This is a genomic window from Thioalkalivibrio sp. ALE17, from assembly GCF_000425605.1.
In the GTDB taxonomy this organism is placed as follows: Bacteria; Pseudomonadota; Gammaproteobacteria; order Ectothiorhodospirales; family Ectothiorhodospiraceae; genus Thioalkalivibrio.
The window spans coordinates 119,357-137,895 of the sequence record NZ_AUDT01000002.1 but is presented as its reverse complement, the minus strand read 5'-3'; the positions used below and the strand labels follow the sequence as shown (position 1 = coordinate 137,895).

Below are 18,539 nucleotides of genomic sequence, written 5' to 3'. Positions count from 1 at the left end.
CCGGAATGCGCCCGGATGGAAGGGTTGGGCAGGCTCAGCGAACGAACACGTGTTCGGCCTTTTCCTGGCGTTCCTTGACCTCGATGCAGAGGGTCGCCGTCGGGCGTGCCAGCAGGCGGGGCAGGCCGATCGGTTCGCCGCTTACCTCGCAGTAGCCGTAATCGCCGGTTTCGATGCGATGCAGGGCCGCATCGATCTTTCGCAGCAGGCGGCCTTCGCGCTCCTGCACCCGCATCGACAGGAGGCGCGACTCCTCCATTGCCGCGCGGTCAAGCTCGTCCGGGGTGCGCTCGTTGTCGCGCAGTCCGTCCCGGGCGCCCTCCATGTCGGCCAGGATCTCGTCGCGCATTTCGAGCAGGCGCTCGCGGAAGTACGCGAGTTGGGCCTCGTTCATGTAGGCCGCGGCAGGCATGGCCAGCAGTTCGTCGCGGGTCATGGGGTTCCGTCGGTTGCGATCAGGATGTTATACCATAACGTTTCGATTGCGCCCCGACAACACGGATCGGCCACCGTCCTGTGATGGGGTCGACCCGCCTGCAAAAAGGTGTCTTATGTCCTCTACCTGTGTGTCTCCGGCCTCGCCGGATACGGAAACCTCCGCGACCGATCCGCTACCGGATATTGCCGCGTCGGCTGCTACGCACGCCTCCGCGCTCGACTGGGTGGGTATGGAAGACATCACCCTTCCGCTGTATCTGACCGGCCAGCCAGTGATCGCCCGGGCAAGCGCGGGGGTGAGCCTCGACGACGCGGGCGCGCGCGGTATCCATATGTCACGGCTCTACGGGGCCCTGCGACAGCTGGAGTCCCGCGAGCTGGACGTTGCGCGGCTGTGGGGCGTGCTCGAAGCGTTTCTGGCTTCGCACGATGGCCTGTCCAGCGTGGCCGAGGTCCGTCTGGCCGGGGAGCTGCCGCTGGAACGGCCGGCCCTGGTCAGTGCCGCCGCGGGCTGGAAGCGCTACCCGTTCCGGATCGCTGCGCGCAGCGAGTCCGGGGCGGTGTCTCTGGAGCTGGAGGTTCAGGTGGGCTATTCCTCCACCTGTCCGTGCTCCGCCGCCCTGGCGCGGCAGGCGATCCAGGAGCAGTTCGACCGTGACTTCACGCGAGCGGCCGTGGATGCGGCAACCGTGCGCGAATGGCTGGGCCGGGCCGAGGGGATCGTCGCGACGCCCCACAGCCAGCGCAGCGAGGCAACCGTCACGGTCGGTCTGGAACCGCTGGTCTCAACGCTGCCCCTGCCCGATCTGATTGATCGCGTGGAACAGGCGCTGGGCACCGCCCTGCAAACGGCGGTAAAGCGCGTGGACGAGAAGGCCTTCGCGCTCGCCAACGGCCGCAACCTGATGTTCTGCGAAGACGCCGTACGGCGCCTGGACAGCGCCCTGCGCCCGGAGTACTACGCCCGCGGCTATCGCATCCAGGTTCGCCACCGCGAGAGCCTGCATGCACACGACGCCGTGGCGCGGGTCGTGCGTCTGCCGTCAGCGGAACGCTGAAGCAGCCAGTCGGAGCGTGGACCGCCACAAGGCGGTGGGGTTGGTCAGGCATCTGCCAGGTCGCTCTTCGGCAAGCGTGTGGACACGTAAAAAAGCCGCCGGAAACGCAATCCGGCGGCAATGCTTACGGAGGTTGGAGAGACCAAAGGCAGGAAGTCACCTTTCGTCCTGGCGACACACAGCTGTCCGGGCTGCGCATCGAAATGAGAATCATACGCACTTGCGGTGCATTGTCAAGCGGACTGAGGCCTGCTCGGGCCCAGGGGGGCGATGGCGTAGCCCGTGCTACGGCCCGGACGGCACTGACTGAGAGGTGCCTGCCGCGTCGGGCAGGCTGCGATGCCGGTCGGCCATCGGCTCGGCCGTGATCAGGTAATCCGCCCCGTGCCGCAGGCCCTCCTTGCTTCGGGCCAGCGGCAGGGCGGTTTCCCGCAGCGCCTCGATCTTCTGGTGCATGGCCTTTGCCAGGCCATCGTCATTGAAGTGCGACAGCTGGCGCAGGCACAGGTCGAGCTGGCCGTTGACGAAGCGCTCGCGGTAGTGAATCGGGAAATAGCGGACATCCAGAACCCGGAAGCCGGCGATTCCGAGATGGCGCATGACCCAGGACGAAGGGTATTCGCGATAGGGGCGGTTCCCCGCGAGCAGCAGGCAGGCATCCCGCAGGCGACCGATTTCGCGCACGATGCGGTCAGACTCGGTCTTGGGTTCGGTCAGTACATAGGGTTCCACGCCGACGAGATACAGCCGCTCGCCCACATGAGGCCGCTGTCGATGCAGCGCGCGGTCCTGCCAGTAGGGCGAGAAGCCCTCGATTGCTCCGATGAAGTAGTCGAGCAGGACGGTGTCGAAGCGCTCGCCGAACAGCAGCTGGTCCGACATCCAGTTGCCGACGAGGATGCGATCTTCGCGTCGTCGGTCTTTTCCTGCCGCCTTCTTCACCGTGTTCGCCATCTCCTGCGAGGCCGTGACGGCGGTCCAGCGCTCGGTCTCCAGCGCACAGATCCACTCGATGGATGCGCGTCCGGTGCCGGCATCGAGCACACTTCCCCAGGGTCGGTCGCCCTGCAGCTTCTCGATCGCCCGGAAGATCGGCGAGTGGGTGCCCTGGCGCTTCGGCCCGCCGGATGGGGGTACGCCATGGGAGGTTGGCTTCGGGGGCATGATTCTGCTCCGCGGTGACTTCTTGATCGTTTCAGGGACGTGACATTGCGAGCAGTCGGGCCGCCAGGGCGAGGCCGACATTGACCAGGACGAGTACCGGCGCAAACGGCTGATCCAGCGGCAGGCTGACGCTCCAGGCGATCAGGAAGCCCGCGAGGGCCAGGGCCTGGGCCCACAGGAACAATCCGCGCAGATTGCGTGCGAGATAGGCGGCGCCCCAGGCGGGCAGGAGCAGCGTGGCGAGGGCAGCGGGCAGGCCCAGCACCATGCTGCCCAGCACCACTGCGGCCACCAGCCAGGCGATCTCCGTGAGGCGCAGCCACGTGCGCGGGCTGCGCGTGCCGGGGACGTCGGGGGCGAGCTGTGCGTGTCGCCAGACGTGGTACAGCCCGGGCGCGAACACGAGGCTGGCCAACCCGAGCGCGACCACTGCCCATAGTTCGCGCGGTCCGGCGAAGTACAGCTGGCCCTCGGCCCAGGCGGCCGCGGCGAGGCTGGCCTGCGCGAAATTGGCGGCCAGCAATGTCACTGCCGCCAGTCCGGCCAGAAAAACGGCCAGCGGCAGGCGCTCGCGGTCGGGGCTGCGTTGCAAAAGGGCCATCACTGCGGCACCGAGTGCCAGGGCCACGGGCAGTACCGGCCAGTGCACGATCGACGCCAGGACGCCCCCGGCCGCGGCCCACTGCCCGAGCGCCAGGGCCTGCCAGACCGACCCGCGCAGGAACAGGCCGGCCCCGGCCAGGGCGAGGACGCCTGTGATCAGCAGTCCGGAGACAAACGGTTCGAACAGCAGGTCACCGAGCATCGAGGTAGTCCGTCAATGGATGGCTCTCGACCCCGACGGCCTGCAGGAACTCGTCGTCGTGGCTGGTCATCACCAGTGTCGTAGCAGCCGGGAGGGAGGTAATCAGGTCGACCGCATCGCCGCGCACCTCGGCGTCGAGGTGGTTGGCGGGCTCGTCCAGAAGGACCAGGCGTTCCCCCGGTGGCCGGTGGGCGCTGCTGTGCAGGGCCGCGGCCAGGCGCAGCAACTGCCACTGGCCGCCACTCAGGCGGTCGAGGCGACGATCCAGCAAGGCCTGCACCCGGGGTTGATCGGGCGGGGTGGCGCCCATCGCCCTGAACCAGTCGTGACCGCACAAGGGCCAGGGGTCCCGCCGGGGGTGGTCCTGCGCCAGCAGGCTGACACGCGTCGCGGGGCCAAGCCGCAGGGTGCCTGAGTGGACCCGAGCCTGGCCGGTTACGGCCTTCAGCAGCAGCGACTTGCCGATGCCATTGGGGCCGGTCAGGGCCCATCGGGCCCCCGTGGGTACGTCGAGGGACAGCGGGCCCAGCACCGGACGATCAAAGCCGAGGTGCGCGGCCTCTGCGTGCAGCGCGGTTTGAGGGGGCATGCGGACTCGAAATCGTTGGAGGGGCCTGAATGATATCGGGCCCGGAAAGCATTTTCCGGGCCCGATCGTGAGGAAGATGTTTCGCCCCGGGTTAGCGTTGGGGCAGCGTTCGCGCCCAGGTGGTCATCAGGTCCAGGTACCCATCCAGGCTGGAGTCGGCCGGCGGATCCAGAGGGACCGCATGGCTCGGCCAGCCCAGGTTGCGTTCGAGGAATTCGGCGCCGCGAGGCGGCTGGAACTCGGCGTACAGGACAGTGCCCTCGGTGCCTTCGAGATCATCCACGAGGCTGCGCAGATGGCGCGCGGTGGGCGGGATCCCCGGCGCCGGTTCCAGATAGCCGACGATCTCGACCGGCAGCCACTCTTCCAGATAGTCGAGGTCCTCGTGGTAGACCACGATGCGCTGCTCCGGCACGACCTGCTCGGCCAGCGTCTCGGCGTGTGTACGCAGGCGGTCGGCGGTGCGTTCCGCTCGCTCCATGAAGCTGTCGGCATGGTCCGGACGCAGTTCGCCCATGCGCTGGCCCAGTGCGAGGGCGAGTTCGGCCATGCGCCGCGGGTCGGCGTTGAAGTGCGGGTTCCCCTCTTCATGCACGTGCCCCATGTTCGGGCCATCCATGGTGATGGAGCGGCGCAGCTCGATCATGTCCGCAGCGCGGAAGTGCCCCGGCTGCCCGGAATTGATGGCACGGTTGCTGGCACCCCGCTGCGCGGCCGGCAGCCAGCCCTCTTCCAGGCCGGCGCCCAGCTCCAGCAGCATGTCGGCCCGGCGCAGGGCGGCCATGAAGCTGGGGCGGGCATCGAGATAGTGGGCGTCGCGGTCCGGTGGCGCGAGTACGCGGACCTCGGCCTGGTCGCCGCCAATTTCGCGGGCCAGGGCGCCGAGGCTGGAGGTGGTGGCGACGACGTTAAGACCGGCCGCGGCCTGGGCGGGCGCCAGGACCAGCGCGGTCAGGGTAAGGGCGGCGATGGAAATCAGCCACCGGGTGCTGCGGGTGCGAGTCTTGCGAAAGAACATGCGGGACTCCTTGGGGGATATGGTGTGCTAGCACGGTACCGATGCCGGCCGGATTGGCCGACACGGGCGGAAGCGAGCGGGCCCGGGCGGGCCCGCGCGAGTGGGCATCAGAAGCGATGGGCGCCGTGGGCGCCGAGGGCTACGTTCAGCTGCAGCATGAACTCCAGCCCGCGGTCGCGGTGGCCGTCGTCATCGATGAAGTCATTCTGCGACAGCTGGGCGCGCAGGAACACCGGCTCCACCGGGCGGAAAGTGACCTGGGCGGAGTGGCGATAGGAGGTACCGAAGGAGTCGCCGTCGCCGCGGCCGACGTCGTTGGTCAGGCCAAGGGCCTCGGCGCGAAGACCGGCCTCCCAGCGCGGGGCAAAGCCGTAGACGCCCTGGACGTAGATACCGTCCTGCTTGTTCTTGAAGCTTTGCTCGTTGCGCACGAAACCCACGGGGCCATTGCCGTCTGCCTCGAAGTTCACGTCACGGCGGTCGACGTCGATTTCGCGGTAGAAGTACTCGCCCTGCAGCCGCCAGTCGCCATGGCCGTAGGCGCGCCCGGCGCTGTACTTGTAGACGGCATCCAGGCCGGCGAACCAGGCGCTGCCGTCCCAGTCCTCGAAGCGGGTGGAGTGCTCGTCCGTCACCTGATAGCTGCGGGCGTAGCCACCGGAGACGCCGAACTGCGCGGCGTGGTCAGGGCCAAGATCCGGGCCGAACTTGGCGAAGGCGGTGACCAGGCGCGGGCCGGAGCGGTCCCGAAGAATGCGTTCCTGACCGTTGAGCGCCGACTGACTACCCTCGTAGTTGGCGATTCCGCTGGTTTCGCCCTGCAGCAGTTCCACCCCGAGTTGGGTGTAGGCCTCGGTCGGTGCGACCCAGGTGGCCTGGACGCCGGTTTCCTGGAGGCCGTGGTCGCCGAAGATGTACTCGTTTACCAGCGGACGGTCGACGAAGTCCCAGTCGTGGCCGTGGCGGCTGTTGATGTACCCGATATCGGACAGGAACTTACCGGCCTTGATCTGGAAGCCGCCGGGCAGGGCGCGGGTAGTCAGGTAGGCCTCTTCGACTTCGATGTCGCTGTCGTCGAAGCCGAGCATCAGCACGCCGTCGAACAGGTCGCCCAGGTTGGCCTGGAAGACCAGCTCGCTGTGGCCCAGGTTGAATCCGTCGTCGAAGCCATGATCGTGTCCGTGGTCGTGACCATGGCCGTGGTCGTGGCCATCGTCGAAGCCGGCGGGTTCGTCGATCCCGTGCGAGAGTTCGTTGTAGTAGACGCCTTCCAGGATCAGCGAAACGTCCAGACCCCAGGAACGGTCTTCGGACTGGGCGCTCCATTGCGCGGCAGCGGCCCCGGGGGCGGCGAGGGCCAGGGCGGTGAGTCCGGCAAGGACGGGGCGGGCGTATGGGGCGCGGGACATGTCGAGCTCCTTGTTGCACGGCAGACTGCAGCCAGGATCAGTGGGTCCGCCGATGAAGGTGAGTTGTTATAGCGTAACGTCAAGGCATGAACGTTATACAATAACAACCCTGGGTTCAACCCCGTTCCAGCCAGTCAGCTTGTGGCGGATCGGTCTCGGGGGAGGCCCGCGCGGGCGAACGCCGCGCGCCAGGGCTCCAGCTTTTCGGTCAGGTTCAGGCGGGCGTTGGCGGGGCTGGTGGAGGGCAGCCGTAGGGCCTCGACGCCCAGGGCGCGGGTCTCGCGGATGCGCCGCGCGCTCTCGGCGCCGTTGTGGATGATCACGCGCAGGCCCGGGGCCTCGCGGGTCAGGCGGGCCAGATCGTTGGGGACCGGTTCGCGGATGGCGCTGTCCAGGCTCCCCTCGCGCGAGCAGGCCCCGTAGACGTCCCAGAGGCCCACGCCGTGGTCGAGCAGGCGCTGGATGCGCTCCGGGTAGTCCAGCTCCGGGAAGGGTTCGCCGAGGATCTGCCCGGCAATGGGCCAGAACTGGTTGCGCGGGTGGGCGTAGTAGGCCCGGGCCTCCAGCGACGCCACGCCGGGAAAGCTGCCCAGCACGACCAGTCGGGTATCCGCTCGCAGGATCGGCGGGAACGCTTCAAGGGTGGCTGAGCCTGCGGTCACAGGAAGGTGGAAGCGAGCGGGCTGAGAGGGTGGGGCGGTGTCAGGCGCGGTCCTGCTGACTCCGACGGCAGTCGCCGCACTGGCCGTGCAGTTCCACCATGCGCGACTCGATGGCGAAGTCCTGTACCTCGGCCTCCTCTTCCAGTGCGCGGCTGGCCGGTTCCGGGGTGTGGAACTCGGTGATCTGGCCGCAGCCGTCGCAGATCATCAACGCGGATTCGTGGCGCTCCCCGGGATGCGAGCAGGCGACGAATCCATTGAGGCTCTCGATGCGGTGGATCAGCCCCTGCTCCAGCAGGAAGGCCAGGGTGCGGTAGACCGTCGGCGGCTTGATGCTGTGATCGTCGGAGGACAGGGCGTGGATCAGGTCGTAGGCCTTGATCACGCCCTCGGTGCGCAGGATCTGTTCGAGGATGCGCCGGCGCTGCTCGGTCAGGCGCGCACCCTGGCGGGCACAGACGCGTTCGGCGTCGGCAAGGGCCTGTTCGATGTCCGGCGTCTGGGTCTCGGCGGCGGCAGTCATGCGCCTAGCATAGCCCAAACACTCATCGCGTCCGTAACCGCCCCGGGCATCAGGCGGGTTCGGCATCGGCCGCGGGCTCCGGGTCGGGCTGTTCGGGGCGCGTGGCGTTGGGACGGGCGAAGATCTCGGCGGACCAGCGGGCGCGGTCGGCCGCCGGTTCGGTCTCGCGCGCCACCATGTGCGCGTCCACGGCGGTGATCCGGTGGTCCAGGCCCTCGCCATTGGCGATCTGGATGGCGAGCCCCGGGCGAGCATTGAGCTCCAGGATCAGCGGTCCGCGGTCGGCGTCGATGACCACGTCCACTCCCAGGTAGCCGAGCTGGCTCAGCTCGAAGCAGCCCGCGGCGAGCTCCATCAGCTGGCCCCAGTCAGGAATCTGCAGACCGACGATGCTCTGCTCGCTGTCAGGGTGTTCGCGGCAGGGCTTGTTGTAGCGCACCCCGCCGATGGTCCGGCCGGAGCCCAGGTCGATGCCCGTGCCGACCGCGCCCTGGTGCAGGTTGGCCTTGCCGTCGGAGTCCTGGGTCGGCAGGCGCATCATCGCCATGACCGGGTAGCCGCGATAGACGACCGTGCGGATGTCCGGCACGCCCCGGTGCGAGACCGCGTCGAACACCGAGGAAAAACGCACCCGCTGTTCGATCATGGCGACGTCCGGGCGCCCGCCCAGGCTGTACATCCCTGACAGGATGTTGGAGATGTGGTCGTCCAGCTCGCTCAGCTCCATGGCGCGGCCACCCGCCCGGCGCGGCCGGTCGCCGCGCCAGCCCTCGATCACCAGGATGCCGTCGCCCGCGGCGCCATGCGCTGGCTTGATCACAAAGCCGTCTTCGTAGTCCCGCAGCTGGCGGCGTACGTCGCGGATCTGGCGGTGGGTGCGCACGACCCCGTAGAGATCGGGCACCGACAAGCCGGCATCCAGCGCCAGTTTTTTGGTCTGCAGCTTGTCGTCCACCCGCGGGTAGAAGCGCCGGGAGTTCCAGGCCGCGATGTAGCGGGCATTGCGGGCGTTCATGCCCACGATGCCCTGTTCCTTCAGCAGCTTCGGGCGCACGAAGCGCGGGAACCAGGCCGGCATCAGTCGGGCCTCCGCATCGCGTCCTGGATACGGCCGAAGCGGAACAGTTCCGTCAGGCGGTAGCCGGTGTAACGCCCGAGCAGCAGGGTCACGGCCAGCAGCACCAGCAGCAATTCCGGGAACACGAACAGCAGGTGCTCCAGCTGACGGTTCGCCATCAGGCCGTACGCGGCGGCCGCCACGACCAGGCTGCCCACGCCCTGGGTGATGGCGTCGGCCGGGCCGTGTTCCTCCCAGACCACGGACATGCGCTCGATGGTCATGGCGAGGATGACCATCGGGAACAGCGACAGCGCCAGGGCCCGCTCGAAGCCCAGCTGATGCGACAGTACGCTGATCCCGAGCATCAGCATGATGACCACGCTGACCACCGCCGCCAGACGGGGCACCAGGAGCAGCCGCAGGTGCTCCAGGTAGAAGCGCACGGCCAGGCCCAGTGCGACGATCAGGGTGAACAGGATGATCCCGGCCAGCAGCTGGGTTTCGCGGAAGGACAGCGCGATCAGCACCGGCATGAAGGTGCCGAAGGTCTGGATGCCGATCACGTTGCGCAGGAACACGATGATCATCGCACCCAGGGGCACCATCAGCAGCACGCGGTAGGTGTTCTGCGTGCCCAGCGGCAGGTTCAGGGTGGAGAAGTCGAGGATGCGGGTGTCCAGGGTGTCGCCGAAGCGCTGGATGGTCGCCAGGGCATCCTGGACCCCGCGCGAGACCGCGAACCGGACCTCGGCGGCCTCGCCATTGGATACCTCGAGCAGCGGGGCGCTGCCGTGCGACCAGACGACTACGTCCGCGGGATACTCGATCTCGCCGGTCTCCGGGTCGATGGGGACCCAGCGCCGGGTGTTGTGGACCTCCAGCCAGGTCTGCGGCTCGATGTCGCGGCGGCCATCGACCAGCCGGAGGGCCGTCACCTGGCGCGCGGGGATCCGCGCGGTGGCCAGCAGTTCGATCAGGGTCTCGGTGCGGCGCGTGCGGTTGTCGTCGCTCTCGATGAACACCGCCGCGTTGGATGCGGGGGCGGCGTTGGCGAGGTCATTGACCAGCACCGAGGCAAAGCTCTGGATATCCGAGGAACGGCCGCGTACGTCGTCGATCAGGGCATCGGCGGCGGAACGGAAGGGCTCGGTCCAGTCGGGTACGGTCACCGGCCCGGGGTACTCCGACTCGGAGCGGTCGTTGCCGTCGCGATAGAGCGTGGCGCGGTAGTAGAGAACCTGTTCACCGCGTGGCTGGCGGGTGGTCCACTGGGCCAGGCGATCCTCGGCCTGGGTAATGGAGTTCAGGCCGTAGCCGCGCGAGACGAAGCCTTCGTCCAGAATGGAGAAATTGGGCAGGCGATGCGGGATGCGCAGCTCCACCGTGGCCGCGCCGCCGGTGGGCTGATAGCGCACCCGTGCCTCCACCTGCCAGGTCTCGGCGGTGGCGTCCGGCTGCAGGGGCATGCCCAGCGCGCTGACCTTGTAGGCGAAGACCCCGAGCCCGACCGCGCTCAGCAGCACGATCAGGATCGGCAGGTGAAAGCGCTTCACTGGTCATCCGCCGCGCAGTCGGGCGCGCGCAGGTGTTTCTCGCCGGAATCGACCAGGATATGGCCGGCCATGTGGCTGCGACCGATCAGGGCCTGATAGGTCAGTGCCGTGCGGTCGATCAGGCTGGTGTCGGCGGTCAGGAGCTGGTTGCCAATGCAGAACTCCATGCGCACGACCGGGCGCTCCTGCGACTCGCCGCTGTGGCGCCGGATACGGACGATCCGTTCGATCGGGCGCTCGAGGGTGATGCGGGCGTCCTCGTCTTCCGGATCGATGATCTCGAAGCGGATCCAGTCCTCGCCGTCCTTTTCGAAGCGTTCCTTGTTCAGCGCGTTCAGGGAGGAGGAGGTCGCACCCGTGTCCATGCGTGCCTCCAGCACGACGTTTTCCTCGACGATCTGTACGTCCTCCACCGCGCCCAGGATGGCCATGGACGGGCCCGATTCGTGGGCCACGGCGGATTGCGCGAGGAACGCCAAGCCGAGCAGCATGGTCGGCAGGATGGAGTGGGTTAAGCTGGAACGACGGGCGGCTGGGGCAGTCACGCAGTCTCCTGAAGGTTACAAAACATCGAAGTCTAGCTGATCATAGTGGTTCACCCCTGTTAAGGGGTTCACAAACCCGCGGCCGTCTTCGTGCCGGCCGGTCACCGCAGTCCAGGAGTTGCCATGCACTGGGTAGTCGATCTCGCCGACCTGACCATGAACGATGTCGCGAAGGTGGGCGGCAAGAATGCGTCTCTGGGGGAGCTGCTCGGACAGCTGGGCGCGGCCGGGGTGCGCGTGCCGGGCGGGTTCGCCACCACCGCGGATGCCTATCGCGCCCTGCTGGCGAAGGACAGCCTGGATGAACGGATCAAGGCTCGCCTGGCGGATCTGGATATCGACGACATCGAGGCGCTGCGCGCCGCCGGGCGCGAGGTGCGCGGCTGGATCGAGCAGGCCGAACTGCCGGCCGAGCTGGAACAGGCGGTGCGCGAACACTACGCACAACTGGGGGACGAGGTCCCGGTGGCGGTGCGCTCCTCGGCGACCGCCGAGGACCTGCCCGAGGCCTCGTTCGCCGGACAGCAGGAGACCTTTCTCAATGTGCGCGGCATCGACGCCCTGCTGCAGCGGCTGCGCGAGTGTTTCGCCAGCCTGTACAACGACCGCGCCATTGCCTATCGCGTGCACAACGGTTTCGCTCATGACGAGGTCGCGCTGTCGGCCGGTATCCAGCGCATGGTGCGCTCCGACGTCGGCGCCAGCGGCGTGATCTTCACGCTGGATACCGAGAGCGGCTTTCGTGATGCGGTGTTCATTACCGGGGCCTGGGGCCTCGGCGAGACGGTGGTGCAGGGCGCGGTGAATCCCGACGAGTATCAGGTCTACAAGCCGGCGCTGGCGGCCGGCAAGCGCGCCATCATCGGCCGCACCCTCGGCACCAAGGCGGTGCGCATGGTGCTGACCGGGGATGGCACGCGCACCGAGGACACCCCGGAGGACCTGCGCCAGCGCTTCTGCCTGTCGGATGCCGACGCCGAGCAGCTCGGGCGCTTTGCGGTGGCGATCGAGCAGCACTACGGCCGGCCGATGGACATCGAGTGGGCGCAGGACGGAGAGACCGGCGAGCTGTTTATCGTGCAGGCGCGCCCGGAGACCGTGGAGAGTCGCGTCGAGTTGGGCGCGGGCGAGCGCTACGAACTGGCGCCGCACGAGGCGGAGCCGCTGGTTACGGGCCGGGCGATCGGCGCGAAGATCGGGGCCGGCGTGGTGCGCGTGCTGGATTCCCCGGATGCCATGCACACCATGGAGGAAGGCGACATCCTGGTCGCGGACATGACCGATCCCGACTGGGAACCGATCATGAAGCGCTCCGCCGCGATCGTCACCAACCGCGGCGGGCGTACCTGCCACGCGGCGATCATCGCCCGCGAGATGGGCATCCCAGCGGTAGTGGGCTGCGGCAATGCGACCGAGGTGCTCTCCGACGGGATGCAGGCGACCGTCTCCTGCGCCGAGGGGGATGATGGTCACGTGTATCCGGGCACACTCGAGTACACGGTGAAGAAGACCGACATCGGCGAACTGCCGAAGCTGCCGGTCAAACTGATGCTGAACGTGGCCAACCCGGGTCGTGCCTATGCCTTCTCGCAGCTTCCGCATGCCGGGATCGGCCTGGCGCGGCTGGAGTTCATCATCAACGGCACCATCGGGGTGCACCCGCTGGCGCTGCTGGACTACGCCGAGGATCCGGGCCGCCTGGACCCCGAGGTCCAGGAGCGCATTGCCGAGCGTTTGCGCGGGTTCGACGACGGCCCGCGCGAGTTCTTTGTGCGCAAGCTGTCCGAGGGCATCGCGACGCTGGCGGCGGCCTTCGCCCCGGAGCCGGTGATCGTGCGCCTGTCCGACTTCAAGTCCAACGAGTACGCCCACCTGATCGGGGGACGCGGCTACGAGCCGCAGGAAGAAAACCCCATGCTTGGCTTTCGCGGGGCCTCGCGCTACCGCTCGGAGACCTTCCGCCCGGCCTTCGCGATGGAGTGCGAGGCCCTGCGGCGGGTGCGCGACGACATGGGCCTGGACAACGTGCAGATCATGGTCCCGTTCGTGCGCACCCTGACCGAGGCCGAGGACGTGATCCGGGTGCTGGACGAGGAGGGGCTGCGCCGCGGCGAGAACGGCCTGAAGGTCGTGATGATGTGCGAGATCCCCTCCAACGCGCTGCTGGCGGCGCGTTTTCTCGAGCATTTCGACGGCTTCTCCATCGGCTCCAACGATCTGACCCAGCTGACCCTGGGAGTGGACCGCGACTCCGGACTGGTGGCGGAGTCGTTCGACGAGCGCGACGATGCGGTGAAGGCGCTTCTGAGTATGGCCATCCGGGCCGCCCGGCGCGCCGACAAGTACGTCGGTATCTGCGGCCAGGCCCCGTCCGACTATCCGGAGCTGGCGGCCTGGCTGATGAACGAGGGCATCGAGTCGCTGTCGCTGAACCCCGATTCGCTGTTGTCCACCTGGGAACAGCTCGCACAGGGGCGGGAGCCCGGTAATGGCTGATGCCGCCGCCCAGTGCCCGCAGGTCTACCTGGTTTCGGACGGGACCGGGATCACCGCGGAGACGCTGGCGCGCTCGCTGTTCACCCAGTTTCCGGATGTCGACCCGGCCTGGCACCGACTGCCATTCGTGCAGACCCCCGGCCGCCTGGCCGGCGTGTTCGCCCGGGCCGAGGCCGGTCCGCAGCCGGCCCTGGTGGTCGCCACCCTGGCGAATGCCGACCTGCGGGCCGATCTGCGCCATTGCCCGGTGCCGGTGATCGATGTCTTCGGCGAGCAGGTGGAGCGACTGGAGGGCCTGCTGGGGGTCGCGTCGCAGTCCGTGTCCGGACGGGCCCATGGCATGGGCGACGTCAGCCGCTACGACCGCCGCATCGAGGCGCTGAACTACACCCTGGCCCATGATGATGGCCTGGCCACTCAGGATCTGTCGGTCGCCGACGTCGTGCTGCTGGGGGCCTCGCGTTCCGGCAAGACACCCACCAGTCTCTATCTGGCGATGAACTACGCCCTGTTTGCCGCCAACTACCCGCTGGTCCCGGAGGACCTGCACCAGGGCGATATCCCGCACATGCCCGAAGGGCTGCGGGGGCTCGGCGGTCGACTGGTGGGCCTGACCATTACGCCACAGCGCCTGGCGCAGATTCGCGAGGGGCGCCGTCCCGACAGCCGCTACGCGAGTCTGGCGCAGTGCCGGGCGGAATGCGTGGCGATCCAGGAGTTCTTCGACACCTGGCGGATCCCGCACCTGGACGTGACCGAGCTGTCGATCGAGGAGATCGCCACCCGGGTGCGCGACTGCATGGATGCCCGCCGCGGCGGCTGAGCCGCGCCGGTCGCGTCACAGCTTGGCATCCCGCCGGGCTTGCCGGAGAATGGGCGCGGTTAACTCGCTGCACCGCAAGGAGCCCGCATGCCCGCCGCCGGAACCGGACAAGAGATCGCCATCTTCCTCGTCAGCGTTGTCTTCGGGATCTACATCATCCTGCTGATCCTGCGGACGATCTTCGGCCTGGTGCGGGCCGACTACTACAACCCGATCTCGCAGACCATCGTGATGCTGACCGATCCGCCGCTGCGGGTGCTGCGGCCGGTGATTCCGTCCGTGGGGCGGGTCGATCTCGCCGCGATCGTGCTGATGATCGTGCTCAAGTTCATCGAGATCTGGTTGCGCGTGCTCATCGTTGGCGTGGACGTGGGGCTCGGGCTCATCCTGGCCGTGGCGATCCGCGAGCTGCTGACCACCGTGATCTGGGTCTTCATCATCGCGCTGATCGTCGAGGTGGTGATGAGCTGGATCCAGGCCGGGGGCGGCGGCGCCGCCAACAACCCCATCATGCGCCTGGCCGGCGCGGTGAACCGTCCCATCCTCGGCCCGCTGCGCCGGGCCCTGCCGAACACCGGTGCGATCGATTTTTCGCCGATGATTGCCCTGGTCGGGCTCTATATCCTGCTGATTATCGTCCGCTCTTTCTGAATCCGCCGAGCGGGGGTCGGCACGCGCGCCGCCACCCCCGGTTTCAATCGCAGCAAAAGCGGCTAGACTCGAAGACGGGGGTACCTGAGAGCCTGTCTCCGCAGGGCCCCGCTTTCCCCATCAGGCAAAGGAGTCAGCCATGGCAAGAGTGCATCGGGTCTTTACCGGCTTTCTCGTCGCTTTGGCGGCGGTCGCTCTCGGCAGCTCGATCGCATCCGCCAACGAGGCGGAGTTCGACAATTACGTCGTCCACTACAACGTGATCAACACCACCTTCCTGTCGCCGGAGGTCGCGCGGGCCTATGACGTGCGGCGCAGTTCCAACCGGGCGATGGTCAACGTCAGCGTGATGGAGCGGGGCGATAACGGTCTGCAGGCGGTCTCCGCCGAGGTCACCGGGTCGGCCACCAACATGAACGACCAGATGCGCAACCTGCGTTTCCGCGAGATCCAGGATGGTGATGCCATCTACTTCCTGTCGGAGGTGACGGTTCGCAGCGGCGAGACCCTCGACTTCGCGATCGATGTCGCCCCGGCGGGCAGCGAACGCGTGCTGCCGGTGCGCTTCTCGCGCGACTTTTTCGTGGACTGAGCCCCGCCCGGGGCCTTCCGAATGATCCCCCGCCCGCCCGGGCGGGGGATCACATCGCCACACTCAGCAGCATCCAGACCCCATACAGCGCGACCCCGCCGCCGGCGATCCGGCGGACCCAGGGGCGGCGCACGAAGGCCGCCAGGCGTGCGGCGAATACCCCCATCAGCAGCAGATTGGGCAGCGTGCCCAGAGCAAAGGCCCCCATCAGCGCGGCGCCCTCCAGGGCCCCGCCGGCGCCCAGTGACCAGGCCAGCACGCTGTACACCAGCCCGCAGGGTAGCCAGCCCCACAGCCCGCCGACCACCAGGGCCTGCCCGGCGTGGCGCACCGGCAGGAAGCGTCGCCCCAGCGGCTCGATGCGCCGCCACAGCACCCCGCCGGCCTGTTCCAGGCGCGCCAGGATCGGCCACCAGCCGGCGAGATAGAACCCGAGCAGGATCAGGAAGACCGCGGCGAAGCCCTGCAGGATCGCCTGACCGGCCGGCAGGCCGCCCAGCAGACTGGCCCCCAGCCACCCGGCCAGGGCCCCGGCGACGACATAGCTCGCCATGCGCCCGAGGTTGTAGGCCAGCAGCAGGTCCAGCCCCGGCCCGCGGCGACCGTGGCCCATGGAGATTGCGCCGACGATGCCGCCGCACATCCCCAGGCAGTGCACGCCGCCGAGGATGCCCACCGCCAGCGCGGCCAGCAGGGTACCCGGGTCACCCATCAGTGCGTGCCCCGGTCAGTCCGGATCGGCCGCATCGCCCAGGGAAACACTGCTTGATGTATACGCTCGCGCTCGAGTCGCTTTTGCGTGCGAACAAGGCGCGGTGACTGCCCTGCAGTCATTCTGCACAAGGGAACCGCAACGCTGTGCGCGCGCAAAAGCGGCCGAGCCCCTGCATTGAATGGTTTGTGGGGTTGGCACCCCAGGTTCCCCGATACGGCGTTGCGCCGCTTGCGGGTAGAACCACTACCCGCTGCACGACGCGCCTTGTCTCGAAGAACCTGGGGTGCCAACGCGAGCGTGTACATGAATCAGTGTTTCCCTAGGACCTCGTGCTTGGTCCGGATGAAGGTGGCGTGCGGCACGTAGAGCAGGTCCGCGAGGTGCCGGATGACCGCCTCCTGACGCTTGTGCAGGTCGCGGTTGGCCCAGGCGGCGCGCCACAGGGCGCGCAGGATGTCGGCCTTCTGCTCGGCATCGAAGGCCGCATTGACCTCGCGCACCATCGGGTGGATGGAGATCAGCGCGTCGCTCTCCTCCTGCGCGATCTCCAGCAGCGCATCGGCGGTATCGTTGTCCAGGCGGAACAACTCGATCAGGCTGCCACGTACCGATTCGAGCTCCTCCGCGCGCAGTTCGAAGTCGGCGCGGCAGACTTCCATGATCAGGGCCGCGGCGGCGCGCTGCAGGCGCTGTTCGGGATCGCCCTCGGCGCGATCGCTGCGTTCGGCGCCCAGCAGGCGCTGCCAGTGGCTGCGTAGTTGTTCAATCACCGCGTGGTCTCCGTCTACTCGCGCTGTGCGGTATGGTGCCCGAATGGAATCCGTTCGGCCCGAATCCCCCGATCTCCTCCTGCTCTCCGGCGGCATCGAGAGCAGCGCCCTGCTGGCGCAGTGCCATGCAGCCGGCCAGGTGCTGCGCGCCGTCTGGGTCGACTATGGCCAGCGCAATGCGGCCCGCGAATGGGCGGCGGTGGAGCATCTGGCCGGGGTCTACGGCGCGACGCCCGTCGCGCTGGACCTGCAGTCCCTGCGCGCGGCCTTCACCCGGCGCAACGACTGGGTCGGGCATGTGCCGTTGCCCCAGCGCAATCTGCTGGTGCTGGCGCTGGCGGTCAACCTGGCCGAACACCACGGTGCCGGGCGTATCCTTTTGGCCCTGAACCGCGAGGATCAGGGGCATGGGCCGGGTTCGCAGCCCGGGTTCGTGCAGCAGGTCTCGGCGCTGGCCGGGACCCTGGTCCCGCATCTGCAGGTCGAGGCGCCGCTGATCGAGCAGTCGAAGGCGGAAATCATCGCCACGACGGATCCGCTGGGGATCGACTGGCGCCGCACCTGGAGCTGCCTTCTGGCACAATCGCGCCACTGCGGGCGCTGCCCGCAGTGCCAGGCCCGGCGCGCCGCGTTCGCCGCGGCCGGCATCCCCGACCCGACCGACTACCGCGAAGCACCCCGATGACCGATGCCGCCATTCCCCGCCATGTCTCCGAGCGTCTGGAGATCGCCATCCTCACCGGCGAAACCCTGCAACTGAACTGGGCCGAGCCCGGTTCCAGTCAAGCCTGGTGGGGCAAGGTAACGCCCCGCGAAGTGCGCGAGGCGGATGGTTATCACTGGCTGGATGGCGAGTGCGAAGGCCGGCCGGTGCAGATCCGCCTGGACCTGATCCGCAACCTGCCGACCCCGGTCAAGTAGCCGCCGAATCGCCGGCCCTGTCTCTCGTGGCGGGCAGGCCGGACATCAGGTCCGCGAGCGACTCCAGCAGCACGAAGTCCTCCGAGTGCATGGGCTCGCCGCGCTCGTCCGGGTATCGCATGCCGCGCAGCTCTGCGATGCCCGCCCCGGCGGCGCTCGCCAGCGCCAGCAGGTTGTCGTCCACCAGCAGGGTGCGCTCCGGGTCATGGGGGGCGACCCGCTGCAGGCGCTCCCAGAACGCGGCCTCTTCCTTCGCGCAATCCAGATCGTGGGCGGAGACGATGGTGTCCAGGCGGTCGCCGATGCGGGTGAGCCGGTGCTTGAAGGCGTAGACCTGCGGGTGGGCATTGGTCACCAGCACCCGCCGTCGGCCGGCACGTTGCAGGGCGGCCAGCAACGCATCGGCATGCGGTTTCAGGGCGATATGATGGGCCAGTTCACGTTTCAGGCCCAGGATGTCCAGCCCGGTGAAGCGCGTCCAGTGATCCACGCAGTACCATTCCAGCTTGCCGCGCACCCGCTGCATCTCGTCCTCCAGGCGGCGGCGTGCGCATTCCGGGTCGTCCGGCTGGCAGCGGATGTACTCCCGCGGGATCAGCTCGCGCCAGAAGCGGTTGTCGAAGTGCAGGTCGAGCAGCGTGCCGTCCATGTCGAACAGCACGGTGTCGATGCGACTCCAGTCCACGGCGAGCGCGGGGGCGTGTGGATTTTTTTCGGGGTTTTGCGGGTCCACAGCAGACGGCCACA

At 68.1% G+C, this 18,539-nt stretch carries 21 protein-coding genes; 7 read left to right on the top strand and 14 right to left on the bottom strand.

Annotation, left to right across the window (positions count from 1 at the left end):
- Positions 1-34 precede the first annotated feature (34 nt).
- On the bottom strand, positions 35-436 hold the full coding sequence (gene dksA / locus H609_RS0102325; RefSeq protein WP_017940914.1) for an RNA polymerase-binding protein DksA: 402 nt from the start codon (positions 434-436) through the stop codon (positions 35-37).
- 115 nt (positions 437-551) lie between these two features.
- Here dksA and folE2 point away from each other — a divergent pair, with 115 nt between their 5' ends.
- The gene (gene folE2, locus H609_RS0102320) at positions 552-1,496 is read left to right on the top strand and encodes a GTP cyclohydrolase FolE2 (RefSeq protein ID WP_081618408.1); all 945 of its coding nucleotides are present in this window, start codon (positions 552-554) and stop codon (positions 1,494-1,496) included.
- 285 nt (positions 1,497-1,781) lie between these two features.
- On the opposite strand, the gene H609_RS0102315 is transcribed toward folE2, so the two are convergent.
- The 10 genes from H609_RS0102315 to H609_RS0102270 all read right to left on the bottom strand — a co-directional run bounded on the left by H609_RS0102315 (position 1,782) and on the right by H609_RS0102270 (position 10,824).
- A complete protein-coding gene (locus H609_RS0102315) occupies positions 1,782-2,660 on the bottom strand; it encodes a class I SAM-dependent methyltransferase (protein ID WP_028484213.1) in 879 nt (292 codons plus the stop codon).
- A 31-nt stretch (positions 2,661-2,691) separates the two neighbouring features.
- The gene (locus tag H609_RS0102310; protein WP_028484212.1) at positions 2,692-3,465 is read right to left on the bottom strand and encodes a metal ABC transporter permease; all 774 of its coding nucleotides are present in this window, start codon (positions 3,463-3,465) and stop codon (positions 2,692-2,694) included.
- A complete protein-coding gene (locus H609_RS0102305) occupies positions 3,455-4,054 on the bottom strand; it encodes an ATP-binding cassette domain-containing protein (RefSeq protein ID WP_018866693.1) in 600 nt (199 codons plus the stop codon). The genes H609_RS0102310 and H609_RS0102305 overlap by 11 nt, the downstream gene beginning before the upstream one ends.
- A 91-nt stretch (positions 4,055-4,145) precedes the next feature.
- A complete protein-coding gene (locus H609_RS0102300; RefSeq protein WP_018866694.1) occupies positions 4,146-5,072 on the bottom strand; it encodes a metal ABC transporter substrate-binding protein in 927 nt (308 codons plus the stop codon).
- A gap of 107 nt (positions 5,073-5,179) precedes the next feature.
- The gene (locus H609_RS0102295; protein ID WP_018876879.1) at positions 5,180-6,481 is read right to left on the bottom strand and encodes a TonB-dependent receptor; all 1,302 of its coding nucleotides are present in this window, start codon (positions 6,479-6,481) and stop codon (positions 5,180-5,182) included.
- Between the two features lie 134 nt (positions 6,482-6,615).
- Positions 6,616-7,143, bottom strand: a complete 528-nt coding sequence (locus H609_RS0102290) for a DNA-deoxyinosine glycosylase (protein WP_028484211.1) — start codon at positions 7,141-7,143, stop codon at positions 6,616-6,618.
- 40 nt (positions 7,144-7,183) lie between these two features.
- Positions 7,184-7,666 (bottom strand): Fur family transcriptional regulator, encoded by a 483-nt coding sequence (locus H609_RS0102285; protein WP_018866697.1) that lies wholly within the window; start codon positions 7,664-7,666, stop codon positions 7,184-7,186.
- A gap of 49 nt (positions 7,667-7,715) precedes the next feature.
- Entirely contained in the window at positions 7,716-8,744 is a 1,029-nt protein-coding gene (locus H609_RS0102280) for an alpha-L-glutamate ligase-like protein (protein WP_018881857.1), read from the bottom strand.
- A complete protein-coding gene (locus H609_RS0102275; protein ID WP_028484210.1) occupies positions 8,744-10,279 on the bottom strand; it encodes an inactive transglutaminase family protein in 1,536 nt (511 codons plus the stop codon). Before H609_RS0102275 ends, H609_RS0102280 begins: the two co-directional genes overlap by 1 nt.
- On the bottom strand, positions 10,276-10,824 hold the full coding sequence (locus H609_RS0102270; protein WP_038032928.1) for an ATP-dependent zinc protease: 549 nt from the start codon (positions 10,822-10,824) through the stop codon (positions 10,276-10,278). The genes H609_RS0102275 and H609_RS0102270 overlap by 4 nt, the downstream gene beginning before the upstream one ends.
- Positions 10,825-10,947: 123 nt before the next feature.
- Here H609_RS0102270 and ppsA point away from each other — a divergent pair, with 123 nt between their 5' ends.
- The 4 genes from ppsA (at position 10,948) to H609_RS0102250 (ending at position 15,386) form a co-directional block, all read left to right on the top strand.
- The gene (gene ppsA, locus H609_RS0102265) at positions 10,948-13,320 is read left to right on the top strand and encodes a phosphoenolpyruvate synthase (protein ID WP_019558855.1); all 2,373 of its coding nucleotides are present in this window, start codon (positions 10,948-10,950) and stop codon (positions 13,318-13,320) included.
- Positions 13,313-14,143, top strand: coding sequence for a pyruvate, water dikinase regulatory protein (locus H609_RS0102260; RefSeq protein ID WP_018866702.1), 831 nt, complete (start codon positions 13,313-13,315; stop codon positions 14,141-14,143). The genes ppsA and H609_RS0102260 overlap by 8 nt, the downstream gene beginning before the upstream one ends.
- Before the next feature lie 87 nt (positions 14,144-14,230).
- Entirely contained in the window at positions 14,231-14,794 is a 564-nt protein-coding gene (locus H609_RS0102255; RefSeq protein ID WP_018866703.1) for a YggT family protein, read from the top strand.
- 139 nt (positions 14,795-14,933) lie between these two features.
- Positions 14,934-15,386 carry a DUF4426 domain-containing protein gene (locus H609_RS0102250; RefSeq protein WP_018866704.1) on the top strand — a complete coding sequence of 151 codons (453 nt, stop codon included), beginning with the start codon at positions 14,934-14,936 and terminating at the stop codon, positions 15,384-15,386.
- A gap of 49 nt (positions 15,387-15,435) precedes the next feature.
- Here the strand turns inward: H609_RS0102250 and H609_RS0102245 are convergent, their stop codons facing one another.
- Together H609_RS0102245 and H609_RS0102240 are read right to left on the bottom strand one after the other, a co-directional pair.
- A complete protein-coding gene (locus tag H609_RS0102245) occupies positions 15,436-16,098 on the bottom strand; it encodes a sulfite exporter TauE/SafE family protein (protein WP_018866705.1) in 663 nt (220 codons plus the stop codon).
- A 311-nt stretch (positions 16,099-16,409) separates the two neighbouring features.
- Positions 16,410-16,871 carry a TerB family tellurite resistance protein gene (locus H609_RS0102240; RefSeq protein WP_018866706.1) on the bottom strand — a complete coding sequence of 154 codons (462 nt, stop codon included), beginning with the start codon at positions 16,869-16,871 and terminating at the stop codon, positions 16,410-16,412.
- Positions 16,872-16,914: 43 nt separating this feature from the next.
- Here H609_RS0102240 and H609_RS0102235 point away from each other — a divergent pair, with 43 nt between their 5' ends.
- Together H609_RS0102235 and H609_RS0102230 are read left to right on the top strand one after the other, a co-directional pair.
- Entirely contained in the window at positions 16,915-17,556 is a 642-nt protein-coding gene (locus H609_RS0102235) for a 7-cyano-7-deazaguanine synthase (RefSeq protein ID WP_018881586.1), read from the top strand.
- Positions 17,553-17,792 carry a hypothetical protein gene (locus H609_RS0102230; protein WP_018876886.1) on the top strand — a complete coding sequence of 80 codons (240 nt, stop codon included), beginning with the start codon at positions 17,553-17,555 and terminating at the stop codon, positions 17,790-17,792. Before H609_RS0102235 ends, H609_RS0102230 begins: the two co-directional genes overlap by 4 nt.
- On the opposite strand, the gene H609_RS0102225 is transcribed toward H609_RS0102230, so the two are convergent.
- Entirely contained in the window at positions 17,785-18,525 is a 741-nt protein-coding gene (locus H609_RS0102225) for an HAD family hydrolase (RefSeq protein WP_028484208.1), read from the bottom strand. The genes H609_RS0102230 and H609_RS0102225 overlap by 8 nt on opposite strands.
- Positions 18,526-18,539: the final 14 nt, after the last annotated feature.